A 14,558-nucleotide genomic window follows, 5' to 3' on the forward strand; every position below is an offset into this window, starting at 1 on the left:
GGAAGGGGTGTATTTCCCGGAGCCTTGATCATAATTGTAGTCGTATTTTGGCTGCTTGCCCTTTCTACACACCCCTCGATTTGAAAATCTGCGTTCCGCAGTTTTCAAATCCTTTCCCCTTCGACAGGCTGTGAGAAAATTGTTTCCCCAAAGAAAATGCACTTAAATAAATTAAGATTTCTGCCATTTTCTCAGCTTCCAGACTTTCTGACCCACCCCCGTCCCCTCCCTATCGCGCCCTAACGGGACTTGATAGGGAGGGGAGCTTCAATACAAGGTTTGACACCTTAAAAAATAATGAATGCCAACGAATGAGAGTGTAAAATCTCACAGCCTCTTGAGCGGGGATTTAAGGGGGGCTCGATCAAAAAAGTATTCGCATTTTGGCTCCTGGCCCTTTCAACACACCCCTCGATTTGAAAATCTGCGTTCCGCAGTTTTCAAATCCTTTTCGCTAACGCGGGTAAAAAGAGGAACCCTCTCGAGAGGGGATTTTCCATCACGAATCCCGGATTCCTGATGATAGGGGCACTTCAATCATTTCCGGTCCAAAGAGGTAACTTCTGATTAACCGAATTAATTCAATCCACGTCTGTTCAGAAGATTGGTTACATCGGGATCGCCGCCTCTGTATTCACGGTAAAGTTCCATCGCGTCGCGGCTTCCTCCGCGCGAGAGAATATGCTCGCGGTACCGGTCACCGTTTTCGCGGGTTAATCCTCCCTGCTCTTTCATAAATGCAAATGCATCCGCTGCAAGAATTTCACTCCAGATGTAGGCGTAATAATTAGCAGAATATCCGCCGGAGAATACGTGTGCAAAGTAAGGTGATTTGTAGCGGGGAGGAATCACCGGGTTATCGAGATTATATTTTTCGAGAGACCGGTTTTCAAACTCCACTACATCGTCGGGTACGGAGCCTTCTTCGAGCAGATGCCACTCCATATCTACCATCGTCGCGCCGAGGTATTCATACGTATCGAAACCCTGGTTGAATTCCCGAGCCTCGATCAGGCGGTCGAGCAGATCCTGGGGAATGCGTTCCCCGGTTTCGTAGTGAACGGCGTAGTTTTCCAGAACTTCAGGCAGTATCGCCCAATCTTCTTCAAATGTGGATGGAAATTCAACAAAATCGCGGGGTACGGAGGTACCAGCGAGTGAGGGATAAGTTACATCAGAAAAAAGACCGTGAACGGCGTGACCCATTTCGTGAAACAGTGTGGTAACGTTATCAAAACTAATCAGTGCGGGATCTCCCTCTGCAGGCGGCGTGATGTTGAGCACGTTGACCACAACCGGTTTTTTATCCAGCAGGTGAGATTGCACAACAAACGAGTTCATCCAGGCACCGCCGCGTTTTGAATCGCGCGAAAAGAAATCGCCGTAAAAAAGTCCGAGTTCGCTGTCGTCGCTGTCGTAAACTGTGAAGACACGCACATCAGGGTGGTACACAGGGATATCATCACGTTCTTCAAATCGAATGCCGTACAAACGCTCCATCGTGTAGAACACGCCATCTTTCAGAACCGTGTCGAGTTCAAAATATGCGCGGACTTCATCATCGTTGAAATCATAACGCTCGCTTCTCACTTTTTCGGCGTAGTATTCCCAATCCCAGGGCTGCAATTCATCATCAATTCCATCGCGCTGCATCATTTCTGTGATCAGCCTGCCTTCTTCATTGGCATTTTCAACTACAGCTGGAATAAGTCCGTTGAGCATTTCGAGGACGTTATCGGGGTGACCCGCAGTTTGAGGTTCGATCGCATATTCGGCATAATTCTGATATCCCAGAAGAGCAACCCGCTCTGCCCTCAATTCCGCGAGTTCCAGCACAATCGGGCGGGTATCTATCCCACCGTCCTCACCAATTCCGCGATTAGCGGATGCTTCCCATAGTTTTTGTCGCATTTCCCGGTTGTTCAGCGACGTCAGCAGCGGATGCCGTGTGGTATTGCTGATGCTGATGAGATATTTCCCATCCTCATCGCGTCGTTCTGCCGCTTCACGGGCCGATGCAATTCGATCGCTGCTCAAACCGTCGAGCATCGATTCATCTTCCACAATTACAGAACGTTCGCGTGTCATATCGAGCAGTTTTTCCTGGAATTCTGTGGTTAGCGACGAAATCCGTTCGTTGATCTCCCGCATTCTGCGTTGCTGATCATCGGTGAGCCGGGCTCCGGCACGTACAAAATCGAGGTGTGTATCTTCAAGAAGCTTAAGCGATTCATCATCCAGACCGAGATTTTCACGGTTATTGTAAAGCTGATCTACCCGCTCAAATAGTGTGCTGTTCAGCAGAATATCATCACTGTGCGCGGCCAGTTTTGGCGCAAGTTCAGATTGAATATCCTGAATCTGATCGTTGGTATGAGCTGATGCAAGATTAAAAAATACCCGCTGAACTCTTGTCAGGAGTCTGCCTGACCGCTCCATCTCCACAATCGTATTCTCAAAAGTGGGTTCTTCCGAGTTGTTGGCAATCCGCTCAATCTCCTCCAGGTGTTCTTCCATCCCTGCCGTAAATGCGGGCATAAAATGGTCATCGTTAATCTGGTTAAAATCGGGCGCCTCAAACGGCAGGGTGCTCTCTTCCGAAAACGGGTTCTCGCTCATATCAATATCATTAGTTTGGTTATCGCAGGCCGCAGCAAAAAAAACTGCCAGCAGCAGAAAGGAAATCTGTTTTAGTTTCATGGGTTGATCAGGTGTTGGTTAAAAATATTTTGTTTTAAACGCTACGCATCGGGATAAATTGATTTCTTAGCAGCGAGAAGTGTGTTTTTCATCAGCATGGCTACCGTCATTGGGCCAACTCCGCCCGGAACCGGTGTGATCCAACTCGCTTTTTCGCGCAGTCCTTCAAAATCGCAATCGCCTACCAGCTTGTAGCCTTTTTTGCTGGTTTCATCAGCCACACGATTAATTCCCACGTCGATGATTACAACACCCTCTTTCACCATTTCTGCTTTAATCAGCCCGGGCTGCCCCGCGGCAACAATCAGAATATCGGCATCAATGGTGTGGCGGGTGATATCTTTTGTGTACTTATGACAAATGGTTGTAGTCGCTTTTCCTGACGAATTTTCCCTGGAAAGCATAATGGCCATTGGCGAACCAACAATATTGGATGCCCCAACAACCACGGCATGTTTACTTTTCACCTGAATGCTGTAATGTTTAAAGAGTTCAAAGATTCCAGCGGGTGTACACGAACGAAACGTAGGTTGATCCACAGCAAGGCGACCCACGTTCATGGGGTGAAACCCGTCTACATCTTTTCGATGATCGATACTCTCAATAACATCGTGAGATGATAAATGCGACGGAAGCGGAAGCTGTACCAGTATGCCGTCCACACTGCTGCTTTCATTAAATTTTCGAATCTCCTGCTTCAATTCTTTGGCAGAGATGGTATCTGAGAGGTGTGCTGTTCCAGTTTCAATTCCAACATCATTACACGCCCTGGTTTTTGCGCCAATATAGGTGGAAGATGCGGGATCGCTCCCAATCTGAATCACCTGAAGAAAAGGCGGGCGGTTGCCCTGTTTCACCCAGCTTTCAACATCCTCCCTAATCTGGCTGCGGGTCAGTTCTGCTACTTTTTTTCCATCAATTAGTTGTGCGGACATAATGTAGTTTAGCGTTCTATATCGTATTTTTTCATTTTATTGTAAATATGGCTTCTCTGGATATCTATCGCGTCGGCTGTAGCCGAAACATTCCAATCGTGCTCCTCCAGCTTATTCAGCAGATAATACCGTTCGGCCTGCTCTTTATACTCCTGGAAAGAAAGCGACTGCTCGGCAAGTTCTTTCAGGTCGGATTTTGTACCCGTTTTCATCGAGCCGAGATGAGTAACGTCATCCCGATCGATACTCTCACCATCCGAAAGAAGCGCCATTCTTTCCACAGCGTTCTGCAGTTCCCGGATGTTGCCCGACCACTGATGTGATTTCAGCTCTTCAAGAGCATCATCCGTAAACGACTTTCCGGCATAGATAATTTCTTTATCAGAAAGCTGTGAGAGAAACCACCTGGCCAGCAGCGGAATATCATCCTTTCGCTCACGCAGCGGCGGCAGTTTGATGGGAATCACGTTGATGCGGTGATAAAGATCTTCCCGAAACCTGTTCTCGCGAATCTCTTCTTCAAGATCGCGGTTGGTTGCACAGATGACCCTCACGTCAACATCAATTCGTTCATTGCCCCCAACACGTGTAATCTGATTTTCCTGCAGTACCCGAAGCACTTTTGCCTGTGCATCGGGGCTCATATCACCGATTTCATCCAGGAAAAGCGTTCCGCCGTCCGCCTGCTCAAATTTTCCGATGCGCCGATCTGAAGCGCCCGTAAACGCGCCTTTTTCGTGACCAAACAATTCACTTTCCAATAGTTCTGACGGAATAGCCGCGCAGTTCACATCCACAAACTTTTTGGATGCCCGTTTGCTCTTTTCGTGAATCCAGCGTGCCACAAGTTCTTTTCCAGTTCCATTTTCACCGGTGATGAGAATACGGCTGGTGCTGGGCGCTACTTTTTCAATCGTTTTTTTGATGCGGGCAATAGCAGGACTTTCACCAACCATTTCCTTCACATTGTTCAGCTCGCTTCGGATGCGTTTGTTTTCCTCTACCAGTTCATTGCGGGACAATGCATTGCGAACGCTAATTAATAATCTGTTTAGGTCCGGCGGCTTCTCAATGAAATCAAATGCACCAATCTTTGTAGCCTGAACGGCAATCTTAATGGTGCCGTGTCCGCTGATCATAATCACAGGCAGATCGGGATGGGTTTCCCGAATGTTTTCCAGCACCTCAATTCCGTCCATGCCTTTCATTTTGATATCGAGTATCACAAGGTCCACTTTAGATTCCCGGATCTGCTGCAGAGCGGTCTCCCCGCCCTCCGCCTGGAGCACGTTATACTGTTCAAATTCAAGAATTTCACTCAGACTGTTCCGGATGCTTTTCTCATCGTCCGTAACAAGTATGGTCGGTTTCTTATTTGCCATCGGATCAGTAGTTCGTGTATAAATAATTTAAAATACGTTCGTGGATCAAATCCACTACGGCTGTCCGCACAGTATAGTTGTTTGTTGCGATTGTAACAACGAGCCGATCTCCTCCAGCGGTTTCAAGATAACCGCTCAGGCTCCTGACGCCCGATAAAAATCCTGTTTTGCCCCGAAATCCATCCGATACCGGGCTGTTGTGAAACCGATAGCGAAGCGTGCCATTTCGGCTGCCCACCGACAAGCTGTTCAGGTATATATCAAAATAGGGTTTATACTGTATCTGGAAGAGAAAATGATTGAGTTCCCCGGCTTTCAGCTGTGTAGCCGGTGCCATTCCGGATGCATCGCGAAGCATGATCGAACCGGGAGTAAATCCGTTCGATTCCATATACTCTTCAAGCAGCTGTAACCCGAGTTCAGTGGTTCCCTGAACTCCATATTTTTCTGAAGCTAAATACTTTAACAGCATCTCAGTATAAAAATTATCACTCTCTCTGTTCAGCCGGGTAATCATTGTAGAAAGAGGTTTCGACCGGTGTGAATCCAGCGGAGTAAACCCGGGGGCGTCCCAGTTCACACGCTCCTGCGATACAAGCAGCTGGCCCCTGACGTTGATGCCATGTCTGTCAAGATAGCGGCTGAATGTATCAATAAAAAAGAGAGAGGGATTATGTATGCTAAGCGGCTCAGTTTCGTAATATCCTTGCGGGAGCCTGCTTCTCAGGTAGATTGTGTTTTCTCCCAGTTCCCGGCGGTACGATTCATCAAAACGGGTACCTTGCGGCGTGATCGTCTGCTCGTTCACAAACCGGACATACGGCGTATCAAACGGGAACCATGTGATTGAAGGTCTGGATCCGGGACTGCCATCCGCCCTCACTTCCAGGTTCACCACATTCATATTAAATGAGAGCGCGCTTATTTCAGGTGCATAATAGTAACTCAAATCATCCCATTCCCATCCTCTTGGATACGGCACATCATCAAAAAGTCCGTCGTGCCCGATGATATTTCCATCAATTGTTTCGATACCCATTGAGTCGAGAACGGAGTACCAACGTTCAAACAGAAAAAACGGATCGTCATACGCTTCACCGTTAATGGATGGATCGCCGTTTCCGCGAATATAAAGATCACCGCGCCAGGTTTGTCCGTCTTGTTCCCCGGTTCCGTAGAGTTTGGTGTTGAATTGGTGATCATGCCCCAGAAGCTCCAGAAATGCTGCGGATGATACAAGCTTCAGGTTCGAAGCCGGACGGATCAGCTTATCGCCGTTATAATCATAAATAACATTGTTTTCGGAATCGCGCACAACAACCGACCAGAATGATGATGCAGCATGACTTTGACGAATGATATCCTGTACGGGGTCAACGGTTTGAAAACCCCTGGCCGGCGTAATGAGACCGAAAAGCAAAAACCCGAAACATAAAAGGGACGGAAAAAATGGGAAGTGGTGATTCTTCACGTCAGTTACCGAAATATTCGATCTCCTCGCGCTGAAACGTCTCAAAAATTTCATCTGCAGACGTACAACCGATCAGTTTCTCCCGGAATGATGAGCTGTTCATCAGCCGCGATATTCGGCTCAGTAACTTAATGTGTGTATTGCATTTACTTTCGGGACCGACCAGAAGAAATACAATTTTAACAGGCTCATTATCGATAGAATTGAAGTCAATGGGATCCTCAAGAAGTGCAAAACTTGCAAGAATATCATCGATTTGTGAGCATTTTCCGTGCGGGATGGCAAGCTGCTTCCCCACTCCGGTTGACATGATCTCCTCCCGTTCAAAAACAGAAGAACGTATCTTTTCAAGTTGATCACTGTTCACTTTTGGCTCAAGAAGATCAACAAGTTCGTTGATGAGATCCTTTTTGTCATCTGCCTTTAAGCCTGCAATAATGGTTGATTTGTCAAGAAGTGAATAAATGTCCATAAATCCGTAATGCCCAGTATCGATAATTTTAAATAGATGCCGAAGATAACAGGAATTATGATAAATTACTTATTTCATAATCCCGATTCCCGGCCAATGACGGAATAAAACGAAACAGCGTTCCCATTATTGGCTGATGATCTGCAATTGCCCGGTTCCGGGCCTGATTAAAGTGCAAATTCTATTTACCCGCCCGTTACTTTTTTGCTACCTTTAAGGATGCAATTAAACATGTATAACAGATGGTAAAACCGGCTCTCTCTATCTTTAAAAAAGAGATCGCCATTGAGCTGCGTACGCGTTATGCGCTCAATACCCTGCTCGCCTTCACCGGTGCTTCTCTGCTGTTGATTTTATTTACGCTTCGTGCTGATCAGCTGGATCCAACCCCGAAAAGCGGCCTGGTGTGGATCATCATATTATTTGCTGCTATGACGGGCATGATGCGTTCTTTTGTGCAGGAAGCGGATAAAAAAACGTGGGATCTTTTGAAACTACATGCAAAACCGTCGCAGATTTTCATCGGCAAACTTGCATATAATTTTGTCTTTCTGCTGGTACTCCACATTTTTACGATTTTTTTCTACATCATCATGATGAACATGGTTATTGTGGATGTTCCGTTTCTGCTTTCAGCCATCTTTTTTGGCGCTGCAGGTCTGGCAAGCGTCACTACGCTAACATCAGCGATGATTGCCCAGGCAGACCGTCGCGGCGCGGTGTTCTCGGTTCTCTGTATTCCGCTGATTGTGCCGCTTCTGCTGATTTTAACGTCTGTTACCCGAACCGCGCTTATTGAAGGGGTAACGGACGATGCGTACAACGACCTGGCCGCACTCATTGGATACTGCGGAGTGATGATAAGTGCCGGGATCATACTATTTGATTTTATTTGGGAGGATTGATGAACATACTTAATGAACAAATAAACCTTGGAAACCGTCGAATTGTCGGCCAATCGCATGCGCTTGACCAGGTCGAAAAAATATTCAGGTCCGACAGGCTGAGCCACGCCTATCTGATCACCGGACCCGACGGTTCGGGGAAAACTCCCTTCGCATTGGCGATGGCTGAAGCGATCAATGGAATCGATCATCTCACCGATCTGAAAGGTACCGCAAAGAGTAAAAAATCGAGCTGGTACACCCATCCCGATATTCATGTTTTCATACCGCTTCCCACATCATCCGGAACAAATGAACTAAAAGAACGAATTAAGCTCCTCGCGGAAGATCCATACAAAATTGTTGATTTCACACTGCGGCCTGACCTGAATAACGACTCCAGTTCAAAAAATAAGCGGGCATTTTACTATATCGATTATTATCGCGATGAAATTCGCCCCAAAACGGTTCTGAAACCGAACGAAGGCCGGCGGACGGTCATGGTCATCACGGGAATTGATACGATGAGAAAAGAGGCTGCAAATGCATTTTTGAAGCTTCTTGAAGAGCCTGCAGGAAATGTTATGTTTATCCTAACGGCTGATAAAACCGATCAGCTGTTGCCCACCATCATGTCGCGCTGTCAGCAGATCCGGCTGGCGCCACTCTCAAGAGAAGAAATCTCCGATGGGTTGCAAAGGTTTGATGGATTTGAGAAAAAAGATGCCGATTTCCTGGCCCGTATTTCTGATGGCAATTACGCTCTCTGCCGCTATCTTGATTTGAAAGAGATGCAGAAATCAAGAGCTGAAACTGTTGATTTTCTTCGGTATTCCTATACCCAGGATGCGCCCGAGCTCGTTCCACTGATTGAAGGGTGGCAGTCCAGGCTAAACCTCGAAGGACAGATCGCCCTCAGCAACACACTGGAGCAGCTTCTTCGGGATATCATGATCTACAGGGAAACACAAAACCGCGATCTGATAATTAACGTAGACCAGCTGGATGTGATAAAAAAGTTTTGCAAATCCCTTGGCGATGCAAGGCTGGAAGAGATGATTGAAGAGATTCAAAATCTTAAGCAGCTTTTCTACAATAATGTTCAATTTAAGCTTATCTTTACAGCACTCGCCTTTCGCTTCGGAAACCTGATGAGAGGTACAGAGCCCGATATACCAAACAGCAAACCCTGGCAGCATCTACCTGCATACAGTGAATCTTAACCATGCGTACCAACGATTCTCTACCCTTCGTAAAAATTCACGGTGCAGGAAACGATTTCGTTCTCTTTGATAACCGCACGCTGCAGCTCTCTGATAAACAGATTGCATCCATCACTCCCAGATTAAGTAACCGGAAGTTCGGCGTTGGATCCGATGGCGTAATTGCCCTGAATTACGATGACGAAAAACAGGCAGATCTGGTGATGACCTATAAAAACCCGGATGGCAGCGATGCCGGGATGTGTGGAAACGGAGCTCGTTGTTTTGCTTCCTACGCCGTTACCCTGGGTGCTCCGCACGAATTTTCGTTTCGTGTGCACGATAAAATTTACCAGGCAACGGTTAATGAAAAATCCGTTACCATCGACTTTCCATTAACCACGACTGTAAAACAGGTTACAATTGAGGATAAAGAATATCTTAATATTTACACCAATACTGAGCACATCGTTGGTGTTCGGCCGAAAGCTGAACTCAAAAACGAGTCCGAACTTATATCTACAGGGCGGCAATTGCGCCAGCACGAAAAATTTTCACCGAAAGGTACAAACGTGAACTTTATTGCCGGAACAGATCGCAGCCAACTTTCGCTGCAAACATACGAACGAGGAGTTGAAAATCTTACACTCGCCTGTGGAACCGGGGCTATCGCCTCCGCCCTTGCCTGGCACCATTTACAGGAGAGCGGCACAGGTGAATTCAGATACCAAATTAATGTGAAGGGAGGTACGCTTTTCGTTCATTTTACGTTTTCATCCGTGAACAACAGCTATTCATCCATAAAACTTGAAGGCCCTACTGCTTTTGTATTTGAAGGACGATACTTTTTTTAAACTTTTTTGCCTGTTTTTACTGTCAATTGCGGTTACTGCCTGTGGTACATCAGAAAACGGCAGCCGGGACCAGGGTGCAGCTGCGTCTGAATATAGCCAGCCGGAAAACCTGTTTACGGTTCCCGGTCAGATGAATGCCAGCGACCTGGTCTACTCTGTACGTTTAAACCGTGCCGGCAGTATAAACGCAGCCCCGGTCATCCGCCTGAATTCCTCGCAGCAACTCAGTCTGAATTTCGATCTGTTAGAATATAATTCGCGGCAGCTGCGTATTACGTTTACCCATCACAATCCTGACTGGAGCCAATCGGGACTGGCTGAAGATTTTTTTAAAGACGGATATTTTAGCCTGAATATCCCCACCGGAAGATTAAGCCGGGCAGAACGTCCAACCTATCGGCAATACAGTTACAATTTTCCGAACGATGATATCCAATTCCTCGTCAGCGGTAATTACATGCTGCAGGTTGAAGATGCGGATAGCGGTGATTTTATGTTCTCCATGCCATTTTTCATTACCGAAAATGAAGGTTCTATCCGATCCCAGGTTGAAACAAGAACAGTTCCCCGGCAGGATGGGCGCATTTCCCACCGGCCCCGAAGCGTTTTTGAACTCCCGGATTTCGTAACAACACCTCAGTTTGATCTCGAATTCTATTACATACAAAATCAATTCTGGGGACGTGCACGGCAAGCTCAGGAACTGGATACATCCACACAGGGCGAAGTTCTGTTTGAAATGCGCCAGGAGAATTCATTTACCGGAGATTATGAATTCCAGCAGCTCGATCTAACAGATTTAACCCTTCAGGCACCTCAAATCCTGGAGTATAATCCAACGGAAATCCCGCCCCGGGTTCTCCTTTTTGATGATGTTCAGGGGTTTTCGGCATCCAGAACCCGTCTACCCGGGTCCCGGTTAACCAACCCGGATACGGACCTTTCAGCCCGGTATGCCAACGTACATTTCCGTTTTCAGCCCGACAGCAGGATTTCACAAAATTCCACGATCTATCTTGTAGGTGATTTTAACAACTGGGCGATACAATCTGATTACCGGCTAAGATATCACCCGGAAACCGACCGGTGGAGAACGAACGGATTTATCAAAACCGGCACGTATGCATACAAATATCTGTTGATTGAGAACAACCAGATTAACGATCTTGCGCTCGATGATTCGTTTACGCGAACCGAACAGGAATATCATGCATTTGTCTATTACCGGGACCCCAATCGGTTTTATTACCGCCTACTTCAAACCAATAACTTTTTCGAAAATTCCTGATCAGCAACTATGGGAAGAGCATTAAAATTTTTCGCCGCATTCTTTTTTACCGCAGTCATTATCTTCGGATCTATCTTATTTCTGAACTGGCAGCCATTCACCGTATTTTTTGAAAATCGTGATGCGATGGTCGAAGGCAGTGAATGGGTGGAAGAGACCTACTCCTTACAAGGTTTATCACGATACATTGAGCAGAATCCCGAACACGTTTCTTTTGTGAGCAAGGTTATGGTACCGGCCGACTCCACCATCCGTTACGGTGAAGACATCCGGCGTCCGATGGGAACCACATCAAACCTGTTTATACTGATCGCCGGAGCCGCAGGTATTGAAAATGGAGATTTTAATCCCGATACACGAATTCAATGGAGTTCCATCAGCAGTCACCAGCTGCCTGATGTGAATCAATCAGAACATGAGCAGAGTTTCAGGGCAGCCGACAGGCGTGGCTGGATACAGGATGGTGAAATCACCCTGGATCATGCAATGAAACTGCTGGCTGAATATAATGATCTCGCGCTGTCCGACTATCTCTGGTGGAATATCGGCCCTGAGAGGTGGGATGCATTATCCCAAACGCTGCAGCTGGAACAAACGGATCTGCCCCTGCCCTTTTCCGGTCTCTACATGACTCTCTCGCCCGGACTCCGGCAGATGGAAGCAGACGAAATTTATCGTATTGAATCTGAAAAAGAGACTGCTGATTTTCGTTCTCTCGTTATAGACTTTTCGGAACGCTTTCTGCATGAGGATGATTTCAGGGATTCCGTTCGTACATACACCCGCGAAAAGCGTCTTGGAAATACCTTTATGGAGGAACGAGACGGGCTGGGACTATTTCCCAAAACCACTGCCCGGGAAATGACCGATATTCTGGAGCAAATCGCCTCAGAAAATTTGATCAGCCCGGGTGTCAGCAATCAGGTGATGGAATGGCTGCGATGGCCGATGGAGCAGCAGTCAGGTATCACCAGGGACTTCAGCGATTACGGTGCGATTTATGATCACCGGATGGGACTCCTTACAGGAATTGATATCGGTACTTCTGCATATACGGGAGACACTACCGTACAGGCCGTATTTTTTGATAGAATTCAAATTGCTTTCTGGTTTCATATGTCAAGCAATCACATGCACCAGGATTTTCAGCAGCGCATGATTTTTGATCCGGCGATGATCATACAGATGCAACAGGTTGCCGACAGAGCCGGCAACGGATCCGCCACCGTTTTAAGTGACGAATAGAACAAATAGTTAAATCATGAATAAATATTATTTTCTCTTTCTGATCTGGTTGCTCCCTGCTTATTTTTTATTTCAGGGAGGGTACCAGTTACTGGTATACAACGGGTTAAATAGCACTTACGAGAATGGTGAAAGCTACGTAGCGGATGTGATCGATTTTGATGTAAAACAGATTGCAGCCCAAACCAACGGCTATGTTGTGCTGCGTTTCGAGCTTCAGGATGGTGAACGTGTTGAAGAACGACTTGCTCTGCCCGTTCAAATGGCACAGGTGATTATGGAGTCTGAACTCATACCGGTCCGCTACAGCAGCAATTCATTCAACCCGATTGTGATGCTTCCCACCTACGAACTTCAAAAAAGCGTGGTTTCTGTAAATATGGCTGTCTCTTTTATCAGCCTTATTGCGGTTTTAATCGTGGCGTTTTTTGTTACCCGTTTTGCATTACGCAGAATCAGAGATGGTGAAGAAAAAATTGAAATTGAACAGATTGACGCTGAAACCGCTATAGCATAAGCTGGATATGTCAAATAAAAACACCCTCTATCTCATTCCTACTCCAATATCAAAACGCAAAGAAAACCTGGCTCTGCCTGAACATACACTTTCGGTGATCCGGTCACTGAACTGTTTTGTTGTTGAAAAAATGCAGACCACCGAGAGTTTTTTACAATGGATTAAACATCCAACCCCAACGTATAAACAGACCTTCCGGGTACTCAACAAAAAAACACCCGATCATGAAGTGATAAGCTTTATGAATTTGCTCAGCGAAGAGGATGTCGGGCTGATGTCGGAGGCGGGTGCACCTGCAGTAGCTGATCCGGGAGCCAAACTTGTAAACCTCGCCCATCAGCAGGGGCACCCGGTTGTTCCGCTGATCGGACCGTCATCCATTTTGCTTGCGTTGATGGGATCAGGAATGAATGGTCAGTCGTTTACCTTTCACGGGTATCTTCCCATCCAGGAGAAATCGAGAATACAGGAAATTCAGGAACTTGAAAAAGAATCGGCAGTCCGGAAACGAACCCAGATTTTCATGGAAACTCCGCATCGAAACAGTTCTCTTTATGATCAGCTTCTCAAACATTGCAGACTCTCCACCCGGCTCTGCATTGCCTGCAATTTAACTGCAGAGGATGAGTTTTTAAAAACCAAACCGGTCTACGAATGGAAAGCGGAACCGGCCCCTGATCTACAGAAAAAACCTGCACTCTTCTTGATTTATGCCGATAATTGATGGCGGGGAAGCTAACCGATCTGATGAAGTTTATGATTTAAACGCCGTTTCCTTTCCGGGCTGGACAGAACCTTAAAGGAAAATTGTTGATTTAATTCATGAGATAACCATCGAATTGTATTTCGAATCTTTCACAAGATCCAGCCCCATGGTATTAATTTTCTTTCTTCCTCAACTCAACGTTGAAAAATGAGAACTACCGGCTCGGCCAGCCAATTAAATCCGCAGAACAGATAAAACCTGTGGCAGATACAAATTATGGGACTCCAAATTGTTTAATTGGGGAGCACCTGAAAACACATCATTACGTCGCCCAGGTACGGCCCACCTCTTCTAAAGGCATGCACCCGTCATACATACCGGGATTTGCCTCATACCGAAGAACTTGCGTTGCTCCCACTTCAGAAGTAAAATAGCCGAGCATTGTCAGTTCTTTGAAAGTAAGAATAAACGGACTCTCACCGGGGCTTTCCTCAATGGCAATGCGGTTTTGGTGATAGGTAAAATCGTACTTCTCATCATCCGTGCCATCAAAATATTCGCCCTGGATTTCTGTTCTGTATTCATCGGCGAACCTATCCAGTCCATCTAAAAACTGGTTGCGCTGTTCTTCGCTGTAATGATCTTTCACCATCGTTTCGATAAACTGTGGTACACCTACCTCACTCGCTGACGGTGTGTCATCAGCCGGCAGGATCACATCAGAAAGTGCGGTGACAACCCGTGCTTGTTCAGCAGAAAAAAGCTCCGGGTCCCAGCCTCCCGGCGTTGGCGAGCACCCTTTTAGAACTCCCAGAATATTCGGCGCAAAAATCACACCTCCAAGGAGTAACCCGGTTCGTTTAATTGCTTCTTTTCTGTTCATTCCGCTTTCGTTACTCATC

General features: G+C 46.6%; 13 protein-coding genes. 7 read left to right on the forward strand and 6 right to left on the reverse strand.

The genetic code is table 11. The features are described from left to right. Positions 1–576 precede the first annotated feature (576 nt). Genes DYD21_RS06630 through DYD21_RS06650 form a run of 5 tightly spaced genes read right to left on the reverse strand, consistent with a single transcriptional unit; the run spans position 577 to position 6,960 of the window. Positions 577–2,700: a M3 family metallopeptidase gene (locus tag DYD21_RS06630; protein ID WP_116034383.1), complete on the reverse strand. Its 2,124-nt coding sequence runs from the start codon at positions 2,698–2,700 to the stop codon at positions 577–579. 41 nt (positions 2,701–2,741) lie between these two features. Continuing rightward, positions 2,742–3,635, reverse strand: a complete 894-nt coding sequence (gene folD, locus DYD21_RS06635; protein ID WP_116034386.1) for a bifunctional methylenetetrahydrofolate dehydrogenase/methenyltetrahydrofolate cyclohydrolase FolD — start codon at positions 3,633–3,635, stop codon at positions 2,742–2,744. Positions 3,636–3,643: 8 nt separating this feature from the next. After that, complete coding sequence (locus tag DYD21_RS06640) at positions 3,644–5,017, reverse strand: sigma-54 dependent transcriptional regulator (RefSeq protein ID WP_116034388.1); 1,374 nt, start codon at positions 5,015–5,017, stop codon at positions 3,644–3,646. 4 nt (positions 5,018–5,021) lie between these two features. After that, the gene (gene dacB / locus DYD21_RS06645) at positions 5,022–6,488 is read right to left on the reverse strand and encodes a D-alanyl-D-alanine carboxypeptidase/D-alanyl-D-alanine-endopeptidase (protein WP_158551442.1); all 1,467 of its coding nucleotides are present in this window, start codon (positions 6,486–6,488) and stop codon (positions 5,022–5,024) included. Between the two features lies 1 nt (position 6,489). After that, the gene (locus DYD21_RS06650) at positions 6,490–6,960 is read right to left on the reverse strand and encodes a PTS sugar transporter subunit IIA (RefSeq protein ID WP_116034393.1); all 471 of its coding nucleotides are present in this window, start codon (positions 6,958–6,960) and stop codon (positions 6,490–6,492) included. A gap of 242 nt (positions 6,961–7,202) precedes the next feature. Between DYD21_RS06650 and DYD21_RS06655 the strand changes: the two genes are divergently transcribed. Genes DYD21_RS06655 through DYD21_RS06685 form a run of 7 tightly spaced genes read left to right on the forward strand, consistent with a single transcriptional unit; the run spans position 7,203 to position 13,674 of the window. Then, positions 7,203–7,865: a heme exporter protein CcmB gene (locus DYD21_RS06655; protein ID WP_116034396.1), complete on the forward strand. Its 663-nt coding sequence runs from the start codon at positions 7,203–7,205 to the stop codon at positions 7,863–7,865. Beyond that, positions 7,865–9,067 carry a DNA polymerase III subunit delta' C-terminal domain-containing protein gene (locus DYD21_RS06660; protein ID WP_116034398.1) on the forward strand — a complete coding sequence of 401 codons (1,203 nt, stop codon included), beginning with the start codon at positions 7,865–7,867 and terminating at the stop codon, positions 9,065–9,067. The genes DYD21_RS06655 and DYD21_RS06660 overlap by 1 nt, the downstream gene beginning before the upstream one ends. A gap of 2 nt (positions 9,068–9,069) precedes the next feature. Next, complete coding sequence (dapF, locus tag DYD21_RS06665; protein WP_116034401.1) at positions 9,070–9,900, forward strand: diaminopimelate epimerase; 831 nt, start codon at positions 9,070–9,072, stop codon at positions 9,898–9,900. Continuing rightward, positions 9,878–11,188: a type IX secretion system plug protein domain-containing protein gene (locus tag DYD21_RS06670; RefSeq protein WP_116034403.1), complete on the forward strand. Its 1,311-nt coding sequence runs from the start codon at positions 9,878–9,880 to the stop codon at positions 11,186–11,188. The genes dapF and DYD21_RS06670 overlap by 23 nt, the downstream gene beginning before the upstream one ends. Before the next feature lie 9 nt (positions 11,189–11,197). Beyond that, positions 11,198–12,433 (forward strand): serine hydrolase, encoded by a 1,236-nt coding sequence (locus DYD21_RS06675; protein WP_116034404.1) that lies wholly within the window; start codon positions 11,198–11,200, stop codon positions 12,431–12,433. A gap of 16 nt (positions 12,434–12,449) precedes the next feature. Then, on the forward strand, positions 12,450–12,950 hold the full coding sequence (locus tag DYD21_RS06680; protein ID WP_116034406.1) for a hypothetical protein: 501 nt from the start codon (positions 12,450–12,452) through the stop codon (positions 12,948–12,950). Positions 12,951–12,957: 7 nt separating this feature from the next. After that, positions 12,958–13,674, forward strand: coding sequence for an SAM-dependent methyltransferase (locus DYD21_RS06685; protein WP_116034408.1), 717 nt, complete (start codon positions 12,958–12,960; stop codon positions 13,672–13,674). A 304-nt stretch (positions 13,675–13,978) separates the two neighbouring features. Here the strand turns inward: DYD21_RS06685 and DYD21_RS06690 are convergent, their stop codons facing one another. Continuing rightward, positions 13,979–14,557, reverse strand: coding sequence for a gluconate 2-dehydrogenase subunit 3 family protein (locus tag DYD21_RS06690; RefSeq protein ID WP_116034410.1), 579 nt, complete (start codon positions 14,555–14,557; stop codon positions 13,979–13,981). Position 14,558 lies beyond the last annotated feature (1 nt).

This window comes from Rhodohalobacter sp. SW132, assembly GCF_003390325.1.
Classification (GTDB): Bacteria; Bacteroidota; Rhodothermia; order Balneolales; family Balneolaceae; genus SW132.